The 15,698-nt window shown below is 39.2% G+C and carries 17 protein-coding genes; 7 read left to right on the top strand and 10 right to left on the bottom strand.

Annotated features, from left to right (window positions below; translation table 11 throughout):
• The 3 genes from H6F47_RS03715 to btpA form a co-directional block, all read right to left on the bottom strand.
• A partial coding sequence (locus H6F47_RS03715; protein ID WP_190647730.1) for a helix-turn-helix domain-containing protein occupies positions 1-149 on the bottom strand: 149 nt, incomplete at its 3' end.
• 166 nt (positions 150-315) lie between these two features.
• Complete coding sequence (locus tag H6F47_RS03710; protein ID WP_190647736.1) at positions 316-1,308, bottom strand: vitamin K epoxide reductase family protein; 993 nt, start codon at positions 1,306-1,308, stop codon at positions 316-318.
• Between the two features lie 150 nt (positions 1,309-1,458).
• Positions 1,459-2,307, bottom strand: a complete 849-nt coding sequence (gene btpA / locus H6F47_RS03705) for a photosystem I biogenesis protein BtpA (RefSeq protein ID WP_096567886.1) — start codon at positions 2,305-2,307, stop codon at positions 1,459-1,461.
• A gap of 822 nt (positions 2,308-3,129) precedes the next feature.
• Here btpA and rimO point away from each other — a divergent pair.
• Together rimO and H6F47_RS03695 are read left to right on the top strand one after the other, a co-directional pair.
• Positions 3,130-4,455, top strand: a complete 1,326-nt coding sequence (gene rimO, locus H6F47_RS03700; RefSeq protein ID WP_187038296.1) for a 30S ribosomal protein S12 methylthiotransferase RimO — start codon at positions 3,130-3,132, stop codon at positions 4,453-4,455.
• Between the two features lie 290 nt (positions 4,456-4,745).
• A complete protein-coding gene (locus tag H6F47_RS03695; protein WP_096572669.1) occupies positions 4,746-6,308 on the top strand; it encodes a DEAD/DEAH box helicase in 1,563 nt (520 codons plus the stop codon).
• Positions 6,309-6,421: 113 nt separating this feature from the next.
• On the opposite strand, the gene H6F47_RS03690 is transcribed toward H6F47_RS03695, so the two are convergent.
• On the bottom strand, positions 6,422-7,366 hold the full coding sequence (locus tag H6F47_RS03690; protein WP_096567890.1) for an aldo/keto reductase: 945 nt from the start codon (positions 7,364-7,366) through the stop codon (positions 6,422-6,424).
• Positions 7,367-7,613: 247 nt separating this feature from the next.
• On the opposite strand from H6F47_RS03690, the gene H6F47_RS03685 reads away from it, so the two are divergent.
• The 4 genes from H6F47_RS03685 to H6F47_RS03670 all read left to right on the top strand — a co-directional run bounded on the left by H6F47_RS03685 (position 7,614) and on the right by H6F47_RS03670 (position 11,730).
• The gene (locus tag H6F47_RS03685) at positions 7,614-9,041 is read left to right on the top strand and encodes a BCD family MFS transporter (RefSeq protein ID WP_190347432.1); all 1,428 of its coding nucleotides are present in this window, start codon (positions 7,614-7,616) and stop codon (positions 9,039-9,041) included.
• A gap of 84 nt (positions 9,042-9,125) precedes the next feature.
• Positions 9,126-9,932: an inositol monophosphatase family protein gene (locus H6F47_RS03680; protein WP_190647728.1), complete on the top strand. Its 807-nt coding sequence runs from the start codon at positions 9,126-9,128 to the stop codon at positions 9,930-9,932.
• 181 nt (positions 9,933-10,113) lie between these two features.
• Positions 10,114-10,731, top strand: a complete 618-nt coding sequence (locus tag H6F47_RS03675; protein WP_137667689.1) for a hypothetical protein — start codon at positions 10,114-10,116, stop codon at positions 10,729-10,731.
• A gap of 45 nt (positions 10,732-10,776) precedes the next feature.
• A complete protein-coding gene (locus H6F47_RS03670; protein ID WP_190347433.1) occupies positions 10,777-11,730 on the top strand; it encodes an alcohol dehydrogenase catalytic domain-containing protein in 954 nt (317 codons plus the stop codon).
• Positions 11,731-11,922: 192 nt separating this feature from the next.
• On the opposite strand, the gene H6F47_RS27745 is transcribed toward H6F47_RS03670, so the two are convergent.
• From H6F47_RS27745 to H6F47_RS03650, 6 genes are all read right to left on the bottom strand, one after another.
• Positions 11,923-12,048, bottom strand: coding sequence for a hypothetical protein (locus H6F47_RS27745; protein ID WP_307722522.1), 126 nt, complete (start codon positions 12,046-12,048; stop codon positions 11,923-11,925).
• Positions 12,049-12,312: 264 nt separating this feature from the next.
• Positions 12,313-12,606 carry a hypothetical protein gene (locus H6F47_RS03665; protein WP_096567898.1) on the bottom strand — a complete coding sequence of 98 codons (294 nt, stop codon included), beginning with the start codon at positions 12,604-12,606 and terminating at the stop codon, positions 12,313-12,315.
• A gap of 181 nt (positions 12,607-12,787) precedes the next feature.
• A complete protein-coding gene (gene chlG / locus H6F47_RS03660) occupies positions 12,788-13,822 on the bottom strand; it encodes a chlorophyll synthase ChlG (RefSeq protein WP_096567900.1) in 1,035 nt (344 codons plus the stop codon).
• The gene (locus tag H6F47_RS28375) at positions 13,801-13,932 is read right to left on the bottom strand and encodes a hypothetical protein (RefSeq protein ID WP_277877125.1); all 132 of its coding nucleotides are present in this window, start codon (positions 13,930-13,932) and stop codon (positions 13,801-13,803) included. The genes chlG and H6F47_RS28375 overlap by 22 nt, the downstream gene beginning before the upstream one ends.
• Before the next feature lie 20 nt (positions 13,933-13,952).
• A complete protein-coding gene (locus H6F47_RS03655) occupies positions 13,953-15,053 on the bottom strand; it encodes an ArsA family ATPase (RefSeq protein WP_096567902.1) in 1,101 nt (366 codons plus the stop codon).
• A gap of 69 nt (positions 15,054-15,122) precedes the next feature.
• The gene (locus H6F47_RS03650) at positions 15,123-15,314 is read right to left on the bottom strand and encodes a DUF2862 domain-containing protein (protein ID WP_096567904.1); all 192 of its coding nucleotides are present in this window, start codon (positions 15,312-15,314) and stop codon (positions 15,123-15,125) included.
• Between the two features lie 190 nt (positions 15,315-15,504).
• Here H6F47_RS03650 and H6F47_RS03645 point away from each other — a divergent pair, with 190 nt between their 5' ends.
• Positions 15,505-15,681 carry an Rpn family recombination-promoting nuclease/putative transposase gene (locus H6F47_RS03645; protein ID WP_228051718.1) on the top strand — a complete coding sequence of 59 codons (177 nt, stop codon included), beginning with the start codon at positions 15,505-15,507 and terminating at the stop codon, positions 15,679-15,681.
• Positions 15,682-15,698: the final 17 nt, after the last annotated feature.

The raw sequence follows: 15,698 nt of genomic DNA, 5'->3' as shown, positions 1-15,698 counted from the left end.
TCTTCTGGTTGCAGTTTGTTATGTAATAATACCTGTTGACAAAGTGCTAAACCTTGATTCCAAGCGTGTCTGGCTACTCCTGCGTGTTGCGCCAGTAGTAGTCGTTGTTGCTTGTTAACTTTGAGTTGGGTTTTGAATCCTAGTAGCATACAGTGATTTTACTGTAATTCTGTCACAAAGCAAAAGATGACAGGAAATTTTCAGTAAATGTGAGTATTTGTTAGTATTGGTTAAGAAAACATTAACTAGCTACTAACCCTAACTTTAGCGTTAAGCTTAGTTAGGGAAAAATTTTAGATGAATTATTGCGCTAGTTTACCGAAAATACTTGAAGTTTTGCGGTCCTGTATAACCAGTAATTTTGGCAAGTTCGTTTAAATTTTGTACACCACTATAGATTTGACCATTAATCACCCAAGAAGGGAAACCTTGAATTTTTGCAGCTTGACACAATGCTGGCTTACCTTTAGGACTGTCTGCTGCACACTCCACAGCTATATTATCGTCGATAATCTTATAAGCTTCTTTACCAAAGAGCAGCTTTTGTTCGTGGCAATGAGGACACCAATAAGCTACATATTCCTTAGCGCCTACTTTGACTAAATGTTCTGCTAAAGCAATTTCTGACTCTCCCGAAGTTGTAGTAATTTCCCAACCAAATGCAGGGTTAGGATTTTCCTTGGGAGCAAAGGCCGAAATTCGCTGAGGACCATCCGCATCTCCTACAGTGCCATCGGCATTAATACCAGAATAAACTCCCAAGGTGGCAATTAGCGTCACCATCCCGACAATAATAGCGGTAAAGAAGATTTGTCCGATATCTTCCCAATCACGTCCTAAAATCGTGAGGGTAAGCATACTCAAAGCAAACAAAGCCGAAGCGATGCAGTACCAACATAAAGCTTTGAGTTCAAATGCCAGGACATACATTAAATATGCACTAAATACAGTCATGGCGATCGCTCCCACCAACAGCAACCACCAAGTCAGCAATTCTATTTGTTTAGCGTTTTTGATCTTGTCTTTTTCCCCTGATTTTAATGCCAAGGGAGCTAAAGCCAATACGAACATACCCACGTATGCCAGCAAGCCAAACAAAGCTAAAGGTTGACCAAAAACAGTCCCCCAAGGGCTAGAAAGTACATCAGCACAACCTTTTACAGCTTCAGGAGTATTACAAAGAGGACTACCTCCGGTGAGCTTTTCAAAGGTGAGATAACCTGTATTCAGAATACCAAATCCGGCGATCGCCCCAATTAACGGACGCGACCATTTATGAATCCAAGGAGTAGAACGACGACGAATCATAATTGGTGATTGGTGATTGGTAATTGGTGATTGGTGATTGGTGATTGGTGATTGGTGATTGGTGATTGGTGATTGGTGATTGGGAAAATACAAATAATTTCCCCCTGCTCCCTGCTCCCTGCTCACCTGCTTCTTCCCAGTCCCCAGTCCCTAAGAATGTAACTTGACTGAGGAACTTGATTTAGTTTCACCTTTAGAATTCCAAGTGCGATGAGCAGCTTCCACAAATTGACTGACGCGAATTGGATCAATGGGTTGGGAAATTTGCCCGTGACGTTTTAAAGAACTGGAAACAATCACACCATCAGCAGCTTGCATTAGCGTACCCACATTTTCCCAATCAGCACCGCTACCGATAAAAACTGGTGTACCAGCAGCCGCACCACTAGCTAATTCTAGATCCTCTAAATTGGGAGGGCTACCAGTTGCCCAACCTGATAAAATTACCCCATCTGCTAAACCTCTTTCTATTGTGTCTTTCACAGCCACAGTCAGGTTAGGAGAACTTAAAGGACGGGCGTGTTTAACTAGCACATCAGCCAAAATTTTGACATCAGAACCTAATTCTCTACGATAGCGTAGTAATTCATGTGCCTCCCCTTCAATTAATCCTTGGTCAGTGGCCATTACCCCTGTGAGGACATTAACCCGGATAAATTGGGCTTTTACACAACTGGCGATCGCCATTGCACTTTTGCCATCATTTCTTAAAACATTTAAACCCACAGGTAAAGTTACTAAATTCTGTATCCGCTGTACTACCACCGTCATAGCACTGACAACAGCGGGATCAACTTGATTTTTAGTAAAAGGAGCATCAAAAAAATTTTCTACAATTAAGCCGTCTACCCCTCCACTGGCAAGGGCTGTAGCTTCTTGTTCAGCACGGTCAATTACCGCTTTCAGGCTACCTCCCCAACGGGCTGAGGTAGGTAAGGGTAGCAGATGAACTACGCCAATAATCGGTTTGCAAGTTTTGAATAGTTGATATAAGTCCACGTCTTTAATTTGAAGATGGCATTGTTCAGAGTTGAAAAATTAGTATTTAGCTATCAGTAATCAGTAATCAGCTAAATGATACCAATAACAAAGATTCAAAATTTTGAATTGGCTACAAATTACGCCAATACAAAAAAGCCAACTATTGCTCAAGTCCTGTCATTCTCTGTATTTCATCTCCAGACTGAAAGCTGAAAGCTGATAGCTGAAGGCTGATAGCTGATTGCTATACTGATATGCTTTGGCGTGTTATTCAGGATTTAATAAATCTCCTCATGCTGAAGATGTAAATTGTCGTTAAACCTTTCATAAGATATGTTAAGATAAAATATGGCTACAAGAGGAGTTTGCCACTCACAAGACGCAAGGCCGCTTCCCGTTGTTTAGGTTGATAGCTGTCAGTACATTACAGCACTAGCCTGAAGGTAGGGCAGCAATACTGCTTTATGGGCTTAGTCGCGTTAGCGATTTCCCGGAGGGTAGCGACTTCTCACCAACAGCCCTTTGGGCGGCTTCCCGATGGGTAAATTAACAACGCACACGCTGGGGTAATGTAAAATACCATTAAGCGAATCGTTAAAAAATATTAACAGTGTCTAAACTACCCAAAGACACCTAAATTTACCCTGGGAAACAAAATAACAAAGACATCATAGCATAACCACTATCATGAACCATGAATAGGGTTATATTTCAATGGGCATTTGCTGACAGTGGCGAATAGTCACTGTAAAATCCTAGTTATGGTGCGGGAAAAAGCACCTAGTTTAATGTTTGTAATGTTTGAAGAAAAGAGAAAAAAATTGAAGATTTTTTCAAAATATGGGTGACAAGCCAACGATTGCGATTTCACACCTGGGCTGCGAGAAAAACCGAATAGATACAGAACATATGTTAGGGCTGTTGGTAGAAGCAGGTTATGGTGTAGATTCAAATGAAGAGTTAGCAGATTATGTAATAGTAAATACCTGTAGTTTTATCGAAGCTGCCAGGGAAGAATCAGTAAGAACATTAGTAGAACTGGCAGAAGCCAATAAAAAAGTAGTGATTACTGGTTGCATGGCGCAACATTTTCAAGAACAATTATTGGAAGAGTTGCCAGAAGCAGTAGCGGTAGTTGGCACAGGAGATTATCACAAAATAGTCAATGTGATTGAGCGAGTAGAACAGGGAGAGCGAGTTAAACAAATTAGCTCCGAACCCACCTACATAGCTGATGAAACCACACCACGCTACAGGACAACAACCGAAGGAGTAGCATACCTGAGAGTTGCCGAAGGATGTGATTATCGTTGTGCATTTTGTATAATTCCTCATTTGAGAGGAAACCAGCGATCGCGTACAATTGAATCAATAGTAGCCGAAGCAGAGCAGCTGGCAGCGCAAGGGGTACAAGAGATAATTCTCATTTCCCAAATCACCACTAACTATGGATTAGATATTTACGGTAAACCAAAGTTAGCGGAACTCATTCGTGCCTTGGGGAAAGTAGATATACCCTGGGTGAGAATGCACTATGCTTATCCTACGGGACTAAGCCCAGATGTAATTGCGGCAATTCAAGAAACATCTAATTTCCTACCTTATCTAGATTTGCCGTTACAGCATTCTCATCCAGAGATACTTCGCGCCATGAATCGTCCTTGGCAGGGTAGAGTCAATGACGGAATTATTGAGCGCATCAAAACCGCCTTACCATCAGCAGTGCTGCGAACGACATTGATAGTTGGTTTTCCTGGAGAGACAGAGGAACATTTTCAGCATTTACTAGAGTTTACAGAACGACATGAATTTGATCATGTTGGTGTGTTCACCTTTTCTCCAGAAGAAGGAACACCAGCTTATAACCTACCCAATCAATTACCACAAGAATTGATGGTAGAACGACGCGATCAAATCATGGCATTACAACAACCTATTTCTCTCCGTAAAAATCAGGAGGAAGTCGGGAAAATAGTTGATGTCCTGATTGAGCAAGAAAACCCCGGAAGTGGAGAGTTAATTGGCCGTTCCGCCAGATTTTCCCCAGAAGTTGATGGTCAAGTCTATGTTACAGGCGAAGCCAGACTAGGAACAATCGTACCAGTCAAAATCACCAGTGCTGATGCCTACGACCTCTATGGTGAGGTGGTGAATGGTGATCGGTGACTGGGGACTGGGGACTGGGTAAGAAGCAGAGGAAAATTATTTGTATTTTTCCCAATCACCAATCACCAATCACCAATTACCCATTACCCATTACCTAACTTACAAAATATACCAATTCTCTAAAATTCGGCGACTGATTAAAGTCCTCAAACCCAGATTCGGTCGGACTGCCATAATTATAAATTATGAATTACGTATCCCTAACCGGACCGAAGGAAATATTACGAATTGGTATTAAGTATTCGGCTTACAAGTCCAAAATTCACAATAAAGAAAATCTAGGAGAATTAATGAATCTTACCTTTCAAGAACTAGGCATTTCCCAAGAGCGTGTTGAACAATTAGAAAAAATCGGCTTCACCGCACCTACCAACATTCAAATGCAAGCGATTCCCCAACTTTTGGCGGGTCGTGATGTAGTGGGTCAATCCCAAACAGGTACAGGGAAAACGGCTGCTTTTTCTTTGCCCATGTTGGAAAAATTGGATGTAAGTAAAAGAGCAGTACAAGCCTTAGTTTTAACACCGACTCGTGAATTGGCGATGCAGGTTCATGATGCCATTTCCCAGTTTATGGGTGATGATGGTTTGCGTGTTTTGGCTATCTATGGTGGTCAGTCTATTGACCGACAAATGATGCAGCTAAAACGTGGTGTTCATGTAGTTGTCGGTACACCAGGACGGGTAATAGACTTGTTGGAACGTGGTAGTTTAAAGCTCGACCAAGTGAAATGGTTTGTTTTAGATGAAGCCGATGAAATGTTGAGCATGGGTTTTATTGATGATGTCATCAAAATATTGTCCCAAGCTCCCGAAGATCGGCAAACGGCTTTATTCTCGGCAACTATGCCCCCATCTATTCGCCAGTTGGTGAATAAGTTTTTAAACTCTCCGGTGACTGTCACCGTTGAGCAACCAAAAGCTGCACCCAATAAAATCAACCAAGTAGCTTACCTAATTCCTCGACACTGGACAAAGGCTAAAGCTTTGCAACCTATTTTGGAAATGGAAGATCCAGACACAGCTTTAATCTTTGTCCGCACCAGACGCACAGCCGCAGAATTGACCAATCAATTGCAAGCTGCTGGTCACAGTGTAGATGAATATCATGGTGATTTATCCCAACAAGCACGGGAAAGATTATTAACTCGTTTCCGTAATGCCCAAGTACGCTGGGTGGTAGCTACTGATATTGCGGCACGGGGTTTAGATGTGGATCTGCTTTCCCACGTGATTAACTTTGACTTGCCTGATAGTGTAGAAACCTACCTGCACCGGATCGGCAGAACTGGTCGCGCTGGTAAAGAAGGTACTGCGATTTCTTTGGTACAACCATTTGAACGTCGTAAGCAACAGGCATTTGAACGCCATAACCGTCAAAGCTGGCAGGTGTTAACAATTCCTACCAGAGCGCAAATTGAAGCTCGACACATTCAGAAATTGAAAGATCAGGTTTCTGAAGCTTTAGCAGGTGAACGGTTGGCTTCATTCTTGCCCATTATTAGCGAATTGACTGAAAAATATGATGCTCAGGCGATCGCAGCAGCAGCTTTACAACTGGCTTACGATCAAACCCGTCCCGCTTGGTTGCAAAATGGTGTAGATGTTCCTGATGAAGAACCTACTCCCAAACCCAAACTCAACAAACGTCGTGATGGCGATCGCTCAGAACGCAATTTTGGCGGTGACTACAACGAGCGTTCTGGAGGTAATCGTGGACGTTCCTGGTCTAAGTCTGACAGAAATGGCGATGAAGGAAGGCCTACACCCAAACCCAAACTACGGAAGGAACGCCAAGAACGCTATGACCGTCATGAGTCTCCTGTTTTACCAGGTAATCAAAAACAGGTGTAGGTGATTGGTGATTGGGGACTGGTGATTGGTGATTGGTGATTGGTGACTGGGAAAATACAAATAATTTCTCCCTGCTCCCCATCTGCCCACCTCCCCATCACAGTTAATAAAGTTCAATTTTTCCAGGGTTGAGTAATTTGATCTATTTCGTCAAACTCATCCTTGGTCATGTTCCAACCTAAAGCGCCAACGTTCTGTTTTACTTGTTCGGGGTTTTTGACTCCCGCAATGGGTATCACGTTCCCCTGGGCAATTAACCAGTTAAGGGCTACTTGGGCAGGGGTACGATCATATTTATTACCGATTTTTTGCAATAAAGATAAAACTGGGGCAATTTTATTTAAACCATCTTGACTAAATCGCGGGTCTATGCTTCTAGCACCTGTGGGTTTATAAGAGGTGGTGTATTTACCTGTTAATAATCCCTGAGCTAAGGGACTATAAGCTAATATTGTTACACCTAATTCACGGGCTGTCTGTAAAATCTCGTTGCTTTCAATTTGCCTTGTTAACAGAGAATAACGCACCTGGTTAACTGCTAGGGGTATTCCCCTTGCGGATAATATTTTGTGTACATTTCTCATTTCTGAGGCAGAATAATTACTGACACCTATTGCCCCAATTCTTCCCTTCTGTACCTCATCTGCTAAAGTGTTCATCAAAGTTTCTTGAGAGAGAAAGAATGTAAATGGCCAGTGAACTTGGTATAATTCTATTCTTTCTAATTGGAGACGTTTTAGACTTTCTGTTAACGCTTCAGAAACAGATTTTCCGTCCCAACGCCAAGGTAAAGGACCGAATTTAGTAGCAATTTGTACTTTTTGGGATGTTTGTTTGATGAACTTGCCTAAAAACTGTTCTGAAAGTCCTAAACCGTAAACTTCCGCAGTATCAAAGAAAGTGACACCTGCATCTACAGCAGTGGTAAAAGCTGCTTGCAGTTGTTCTTCTCCGTAATTATCCCCATAGTTCCAAAAAAGTTTATCACCCCAAGCCCAAGTTCCTAAACATAAAGGGGGAACGGTTAAGCCAGTTTTACCTAATGCGATCGCTTCCATTTTGCTAAAATAGATTTTAGTTACATTTCTTTACAGATTTAGTTTAACGTTTTATCTAAACTTGTTCAGGTGACTCCACAGTGGTTGAACATTTCGGTTTATCTTGATTAATGACAGGACTGACGCAAAACAGAACGAAAGTAGGGGTAATTCATGAATTACCCCTACGTAGGAATCAGATTTTTATTCCAATCTTGCATGAGTCCTAAATGAAATTAAATTCTGTAAACAATACAAAACAGTAGTTATGGCAGGTGATATTTTCGATACCCCAAAAGACTCCCTAACCGTACCCAAGGTCAACATACCGACTATGTTTAGGTTAGGGTTTTTTCAGATGGGGTTGAGTATGATGTCTATTTTGACTCTGGGGGTACTCAACCGAGTCATGATTCAAGAAATCGCCATTCCGGCGACAATAGTAGCTATAGTGTTAGCTATACCTGCTTTTGTCTCTCCGACGCGAATTTTATTTGGACAGATATCTGATGCTAAACCGTTGTTGGGTTATCATCGTACAGCTTATGTGTGGATCGGGGCGGCAATATTTGCGATCGCTGCTTTTTTAGCAGTACAAGTAATTTGGCAGTTAAACGCTATCAGTGGTGATAGTTGGGTATGGACAACTCAAGCGATCGCTTGGACAGGAGTTTTAGGTTTAGTTTTTGCTATTTATGGTTTAGCAATTTGTGTTAGTGGTACTGCATTTGCCGCATTATTAGTAGATATTTCCGAAGAAGATAACCGTTCCCAAGTTGTTGGTATTGTCTGGTCAATGCTAATGGTTGGTATTGTTGTAGGAGCAATTGTTAGTTCTAGTTTATTAAAACAATTGGATGGAAATGCACCTTTAGAGACTTTACAATCTGCCATTAATAGATTATTTCTAATTGTTCCTAGTGTAGTATTTCTTTTCTCTATTATTTCTACTGTAGGTGTAGAAAAAAAATATTCTCGCTTTTATCAACGTTCCACACCAGGAAACCGAGAAGATAGCATTAGTTTAGGTGCAGCTTGGTCAATATTAACAGCTAGTCCGCAAACAGGTTTGTTTTTTACCTTTTTATTGGTAATGACAATTAGTTTATTTATGCAAGATCCAATTTTAGAACCTTATGCGGGTGAAGTGTTTAAAATGCCTTTGGCTGAAAGTACCAAACTTAATGTTTTTTATGGTACGGGAATTTTAATAGCTTATGGTGTAACTGGCTTTTTCATTGTGCCACGTATAGGTAAACGCAAAACAATTAAACTAGGCTGTATTTTAGTAGCTTTTTCCGCTTTATTATTAGGATTTTCCGGGTTTTCTGGTAATGCCAACTTTTTAAAATTTGGTTTAGTAATATTTGGTTTATCTACCGGTTTTGTCACCACTGGCGCAGTCAGTTTAATGTTAGATTTAACAGTAGCAGAAGCCGCAGGTACTTTTATCGGTGCATGGGGATTAGCACAATCTATATCTAGAGGAATAGCTGTAGTCATTGGTGGTACTGTTTTAGATATTGGTCGCAATTTGTTTACCAATAATTTACCATTAGCTTATGGTATGGTTTTTGTTTTAGAAGCTTTGGGAATGATCATTTCTCTGTGGTTTTTAAACCGGGTAAATGTGACAGAATTTCAAACCAATACTAAACAAGCTTTAGCTTCGGTTTTAGAAAGTGATTTAGATTAGGTGATTGGTGACTGGTGACTGGTGATTAGGTATAATTAGCCAATGACTAATGACCAATAAATAATTACGAATTACGAATTAAACATGAATGATTTTTGGAATACGATTTTAGATTTTTCCCAAACTACTACAACCAGGGTGGGAAAACAATTAATGCAGGATTTTGGGAAAGTTCAAGCATCTCAAAAAGCTGATGGAACTTTAGTTACTCAAGCTGATAAATGGGCAGATCAAGAAATTAGAGATGCTATAGCTTCTACTTTCTCAGGTTACGGAATTTTAAGTGAAGAAAGTGATAAAACTTTTCCTGATACAGAATGGTGTTGGGTAATTGATCCTTTGGATGGGACAACAAATTTTACCAGGGGTATTCCTATCTGGGCAATTTCTTTAGGTTTACTTTATCAAGGTACGCCCATTTTCGGTTATGTTCATGTACCACCATTAAATCAAACCTTTCATGGTTTTTGGGCTGGTTCATCAGGGTTACAAACGCCAACAGGAGCATTTTTAAATAACCACCCCATTCATACCAGTAAGGATGATCCGAGTGGAAATCATTTTTTTAATCTTTGTTCTCGCAGTACGGGAATTATTCAACCGGGTTTTCCTTGTAAGTTGCGGATGTTGGGAGTTGCAAGTTACAACTTTTTAACTGTTGCGACTGGTGCAGTTTTGGGAGGTGTGGAAGCGACTCCCAAAGTTTGGGATATTGCAGGTGCTTGGGTAATTTTACAAGCTGCTGGTGGTTGTTGGATATCTTTGAAAGATCAACCTTTTCCATTAATAACAGGTGTTGATTATAGCGATCGCTCTTTTCCGACAATGGTTGTCAGTGATCCAAAGGTGGAATTTGTGTTTACACCATTTCTTAAAGGTGTTAAATTGTAGTATTAGCAGGACTTACGCAACACAAAACGAAAGTAGGGGTAATTCATGAATTACCCCTACATAAGAATCAGATTTTTAGTTAAATTTTACCTAAGTTCTAATCAGAAATAACGAACCACAGAGACACAGAGAACACAGAGAAATGAAGATTTGAAATAATAAAATAAAAAAGGTAGGTGCTATGGCTAAAATGAAAATTCTGCAAGAAGATCAATCTTATACTTTTCGGTCTTATTTTGAGTTACCTTATGAAGCAGATGATATTTTAGCTGAATTTAATTACTCTCTAATTAAAAAGCACCTATCTTTACCACAAACCAAGCAGGAATTTCAAGAATTACCAGCACTCAAACAAAGAATAGATGATATTTTACCTTTTGTTAGTTTGAGTAATGAAACTGCAAGAAGGGAAACTTTAGTATCTCCAATTTTATTAGAGGTAATTCGTTATTGTCATTGTCAAATGCGAATTGAATACCCTCTTGCTATTAATAATCAACTCAAGGGGAATCTTGATTATCTTTTACGGTTAAATAATAATTTCTTGGTTATCGAAGCTAAAAATGATGATTTGACTAGAGGTTTTACACAATTAGCTGTGGAATTAATTGCATTATCTCACATTCAGGAAAAGAGTATTTTGTATGGTGCTGTGACTATTGGTAATGTTTGGCAATTTGGTAAAATTGATAGTAGTCAACAACAAATAACCCAAGATATTAATTTGTTTAAAGTTCCTGGAGATGTAGATATTTTGGTTAGTTCAATTATCGGTATTTTACAAGAAATAAATAACTAATCACCATTTACCAATCACCCATTACCAATTACCTATTACCAAATTATGAAAGCACTTTGGTTAGAAAATAAAGAATTACAATTAAAAACGGATATTCCCATTCCCCAACCCCCAAAGGGAGAAGCTTTAGTAAAGGTTGTACGTGCAGGTATTTGTAACACTGACTTAGAATTACTCAAAGGTTATTATCCCTATGCAGGTATTTTAGGTCATGAATTTGTAGGAATTGTAGAAAAAGGTTCAGAACATTTAATAAATAAAAGAGTTGTTGGTGAAATAAACGCTGCTTGTGGTTATTGTCGGTTTTGTCTGCGGGGAGAACCTACCCACTGTGAAAATCGCACGGTTTTAGGTATTGTTAATCGTAATGGTGCTTTTGCTGAATATCTGTGTTTACCTGAAAAAAACCTGCATCTTGTCCCAGAAAATGTTTCTACAGATGCAGCAACTTTTACTGAACCTATTGCAGCAGCTTTAGAAATTCAAGAACAGGTAAAAATCATTCCAGATGATAGAGTTTTAGTTGTAGGAGATGGAAAATTAGGACAATTAATAGCGCAAACTTTAGCGTTAACTGGTTGTGATTTATTAGTAGTAGGAAGACACAAAGATAAATTAGCAAACTTGGAAAATAGAGGAATAAAAACAGGTTTAGTTGATGATATAAAAGATAGAAGTTTTGATATTTCTGTAGATTGTACAGGAAATCCTGAAGGTTTTGCTACTGCACGTCGCGCTTTACGTCCTAGAGGTAAGCTAGTTTTAAAAAGTACCTACGCTGGTGATTTAAGTGTGGATATGTCCTCCTTAGTGGTAGATGAAATTACCCTGATAGGTTCTCGTTGTGGTCCCTTTTCTCCAGCATTGGAATTATTAGCAAAAAATCAGATAGATGTTACATATTTGATTCAAGCAAATTATCCCTTGAGTGAAGGTTTAGCTGCTTTTGCAAAAGCACAAACTAAGGGAGTTTTAAAGGTGTTGTTAGAGATGAATTAGTTGATAATTGATAATTGATAATTGACAATTGATAATTATGTTGTTCAAGTTTTAAATCGTCAATTATCCAATGTTAATTTTCTATTAGACCTCTCCGAAAAAGAATGTAGAGACGTTGCATACAAATTCTCTACAAGGGTTCTGGAAACCGCATATTTAATTTCTGGAGATGTCTATTGTTGAAGGAAAATCTCACATTGATTCTGCACCTTTGGTAACTAAACGTTTAAATAAAGCTGCTGACGAACCAGTTTCTCTTAATACAGCAGTTGTTGCAACATCTATATATGATTGTTCAATAAATGCTAGGTCAATCATGCAAATTTTACCTAAAGCATCTTTTAATTCCTCGGATTTTTCTTGTGCTTTGAGTTTTTTTCCATCCTTTAAACTTTATCAAGTTATCCAATAAATACGTACAAATACGTACTTTACAAACAGATAGGTTTTTAAGTAGCCTTTACTGTCTGGTTGTAATTTATCTGGTTGTAATTTAACTGACAAAGTTGAGGAAGTTGTGAAAATGGCAAAAATTGTTACAAATATTTTTAGTGTATCTGGGAAAAATAACCTGCTGATTGTCTAATATTTTTCAGAATCAAAATTTTTATGGGGTTGATGATCTTTACAACCTATTGCTTCTTCTGTATTCGCAATATAAGGATTTACAGTACATTTAAGACGATAATTATTAGTAAAAAATTGGCAATTATGACAGGGAATTTGGTGCATTTTTTTGGCTGTTTTTACAGTTTCTTTTGTCGCTGTCCATAAATTCAACAACATCATAATTATGGTAGTCCAAGCGACGACAAAACAAATGGGAATTAAAAATGGCTGTATCCCATGAATGAGAAAAGATACAAAATTTAACATGGCAATAGTCAATACAAGTGAGGAGTTAGGAACTAATATAACTCCTAACTCCTCATTGATCACTTCTTGCTAAAGATATATTAAAGTGACTGGGGACTGGGGACTGGGGACTGGGGACTGGGGATAATATTAACTCTTGCCTTTTGCCTTCTGTTCCCTGTTCCCTGTTCCCTGCTAACTGTTAAATTCCTGCGTGTCCTAATGCTAAACCTGTAACTAGCATTCCGAATACTAGAAAAGGTTGGGCGCTGGCTTGGTATTTGACATCATTTGCTATAGGATCACGTAAGAAATACATATCCTGAAAAGTGATTTGGGGAATGATTAATAATACCAAAATTGCGGCGTACAAGTTCTCATGGATGCTGACGAGATAACCTGCAACTAAACCTTGGAATAAGTCAATCATGACTACACAAATTAAGGCCGCAGTTTGGACACCAAACATAACTGGTAGGGATTTTAAACCAAGTTGGCGATCGCCTTCTACACTTTTGAAATCATTAACAACCGCAATTCCCAAACCTGCCAAACTATAAAATAAGGTGAGAACTACAATTTTCCAATTTAACTCACCAAATAAAGCATGACCCGCCCACCAAGGTAATGCAATATAACTTGCACCTAAAGCATAATTTCCTAACCAACCATTTTGTTTTAATTTTAATGGTGGTGCAGAATAAATGTAGGCAATAAAAGAACCAAAAACCGACAATCCTAAAATATTAGGAAATGGATGACCTGCCCATAAATCTAAAGTGTAGGCTACACCATATCCTAATAATAGTAAAAGCACAAATTGGGTAACTACTTGTTTTTCGGAAATTGCCCCCGATGGAATAGGGCGGTAAGGTTCATTAATAGCGTCTATTTCCCGATCATAATAATCATTAATGGTTTGGGTATAACCAGTTAATAATGGACCAGAAAGCAACATACAAAGGGCTGCTTTTAGGACATTTTCCAAAGTCCAAGTATAGTTACCGGAAGACGCTGCACCACAAACAACACCCCAAATTAAGGGAATCCAGGTAATAGGTTTCATCAACTGTAAACGAATTTTCCAGATTGATGTTTCTCCTGGTGCTGCACCTTTCATTCCCAAAAGTTGACGAGTTTTCGCATTACGATCTTCTTTATTTGTAGCTTCCTGAATTGTTGTTTCTACAACCTCAGTTGGTTGAGAATTTTGATTTATCGGAGTTGATTCAGACATAAGATGTAATGGGTGATTGGTGATTGGTGATTGGTGATTGGTGATTGGTGATTGGTGATTGGTGATTGGTGATTGGGAAGAAGAAGAGTTATTACCCAGTCCCTAGTCACCAGTCCCCAGTCACCAGTCCCTAAAAAGAAATAATCAAATAACTATTTTGAAACTTTGCCCCGGTAACAGGTTTACCACTGAGGGCAGGGGGTAAGAAGATATTACGGCGATGATCTCCGGCTTCTATTGTGACTTCTGGACCCGATTGAGTGAGTTTGACTTGTTTTTTGTCAAAACCTGGTAAAAATAGCCGTACTTGGCGATTATGTACGTCTATTTCAATTGGTTTGGGTGCTTTTAATGCTTGCTCGACAAAGTTAGGTAAAGCATCTATCAAAGGTTGCCATTCACTGTTGGATACATCAGGAACTATGCTGATAGGTAGGGGTGAAAATTCTGCTGATAGATTGGTGCTTTGATCAGCAGATACTAAAATTGCGCCACCAATAGTTAAACCAACTTGTTGGGCAGTACCCCAAAGATAACGGGAACTGACCACATCTATGGGATCTGGGGTTGTGACTAAAAATGCGGCAACTCGCTGAGGATCACCTAAAGCTGCTTTACCTTGATCAAGAAAATTATTAACTTGGTTAGTGGGTAGGGAGAAGTTATCAGCCGTCCAGTTAACATTAAATAAACTGGTAATCAGGGGTTGAATGAGGGGTGATTCAGAAATTGCTTTACCTAGATCGGAGTTGGCAAACAATTGTCTAAATCTTCGCACGTACCAGCTAAGAGATTCGGGCATTCCCAACATCCGCAAGGTGGCAGCGTCTCCAGCACCATCATAGATAATCGCGTCATATTTGCCACTGGCATCATATTCACGAATCGCATTGAGGGCGAGGGCGTTATCCATGCCTGGTAACACTACCAGTTCTTGTCCATAGACCTCTTTTAAAATTGGTGTACGGAGATATTGCGCTTCTAGTTTTTTTACTTCTTCCCAGTTGCGTTCTAGCAGTACAGATGCTTGAAACTGTACTGCTTGCAAGTTGGGAGCGATTTCTTGGGGGTCAGGAGAGAGAGTAGTTTCCAGTAAAATTGGCAACGTTGGTTCTGCTAATCCTGCTAAAAGTACCCGTTTGCCTTGGCTTGCCAATAGCTTGGCTGCGGCGATCGCAATTTTACTGCGAGCGATGCCGTTTTTGCCTAAAAATGTCAGTATCAAGGCCATTACGTGATTTCCAATTACCGCCTATTTGTTCAACTCCAACTTAGCACTTAAATAAAACAGCTAATCTACCTATATGGCTTTAATTTCATCCTCAAAGAACCAAGTGGAGGTATTGTCATCAAATTTGACTACAACACCAATACCAGCACCATCTGTAACTTTGTAACCTTCTATCACACCTACTTTACCTAGTTTTTGAGCGATAGGAGCAGATACGCGATCGCGCAAACGAACTACTTTAACCTTTTGTCCGATTTCCATGTCTAGTTAGAATCCAATAATCCAAATCTCAGTGTACCGGAATCTGCGACTTAGTTTGCAGTTAAGCTTTCAGAAATGTTGCTTTGATATTTATCGGATTTAACAGTTGTGTATGTTTAAATATATTTATTTATTTTATACTTCAACCAAATATATATAATCATGTTATAAATTCTAGATAAATCCTAAAATGAGTGACAATAAAATTACCCAATTACCGATTTATCCCAATCGTACCATAGAAAGAGAACAGCCTGTACAATTTGGTGAAATCTTGCTATTGGAGCGAGTCAAACGCATTTATTTAGATGAGTTAGGAGAGACTTCTTTAGGGGTAGGAGTTGTTAAACTGGTAATAGAAACATAACAGACAGCACCAGAATT

The organism is Sphaerospermopsis sp. FACHB-1094 (assembly GCF_014696195.1).
GTDB classification, from domain to species: Bacteria; Cyanobacteriota; Cyanobacteriia; order Cyanobacteriales; family Nostocaceae; genus Sphaerospermopsis; species Sphaerospermopsis kisseleviana.
The sequence above is the reverse complement of the archived record's forward strand: the minus strand, read 5'-3'. Positions and strand labels throughout refer to the sequence as shown.

Excerpts from the sequence above, each read along its gene's own strand:
- H6F47_RS03675 (WP_137667689.1), top strand. The coding sequence starts at position 10,114 with ATGGCTAAAATGAAAATTCTGCAAGAAGATCAATCTTATACTTTTCGG.
- H6F47_RS03680 (WP_190647728.1), top strand. The coding sequence starts at position 9,126 with ATGAATGATTTTTGGAATACGATTTTAGATTTTTCCCAAACTACTACA.
- H6F47_RS03710 (WP_190647736.1), bottom strand. The coding sequence starts at position 1,308 with ATGATTCGTCGTCGTTCTACTCCTTGGATTCATAAATGGTCGCGTCCG.
- chlG (WP_096567900.1), bottom strand. The coding sequence starts at position 13,822 with ATGTCTGAATCAACTCCGATAAATCAAAATTCTCAACCAACTGAGGTT.
- H6F47_RS03690 (WP_096567890.1), bottom strand. The coding sequence starts at position 7,366 with ATGGAAGCGATCGCATTAGGTAAAACTGGCTTAACCGTTCCCCCTTTA.
- H6F47_RS03650 (WP_096567904.1), bottom strand. The coding sequence starts at position 15,314 with ATGGAAATCGGACAAAAGGTTAAAGTAGTTCGTTTGCGCGATCGCGTA.
- H6F47_RS03685 (WP_190347432.1), top strand. The coding sequence starts at position 7,614 with ATGGCAGGTGATATTTTCGATACCCCAAAAGACTCCCTAACCGTACCC.
- H6F47_RS03670 (WP_190347433.1), top strand. The coding sequence starts at position 10,777 with ATGAAAGCACTTTGGTTAGAAAATAAAGAATTACAATTAAAAACGGAT.
- H6F47_RS03665 (WP_096567898.1), bottom strand. The coding sequence starts at position 12,606 with ATGTTAAATTTTGTATCTTTTCTCATTCATGGGATACAGCCATTTTTA.
- H6F47_RS03695 (WP_096572669.1), top strand. The coding sequence starts at position 4,746 with ATGAATCTTACCTTTCAAGAACTAGGCATTTCCCAAGAGCGTGTTGAA.
- H6F47_RS27745 (WP_307722522.1), bottom strand. The coding sequence starts at position 12,048 with ATGATTGACCTAGCATTTATTGAACAATCATATATAGATGTTGCAACA.
- H6F47_RS03655 (WP_096567902.1), bottom strand. The coding sequence starts at position 15,053 with ATGGCCTTGATACTGACATTTTTAGGCAAAAACGGCATCGCTCGCAGT.
- rimO (WP_187038296.1), top strand. The coding sequence starts at position 3,130 with ATGGGTGACAAGCCAACGATTGCGATTTCACACCTGGGCTGCGAGAAA.
- H6F47_RS03645 (WP_228051718.1), top strand. The coding sequence starts at position 15,505 with ATGAGTGACAATAAAATTACCCAATTACCGATTTATCCCAATCGTACC.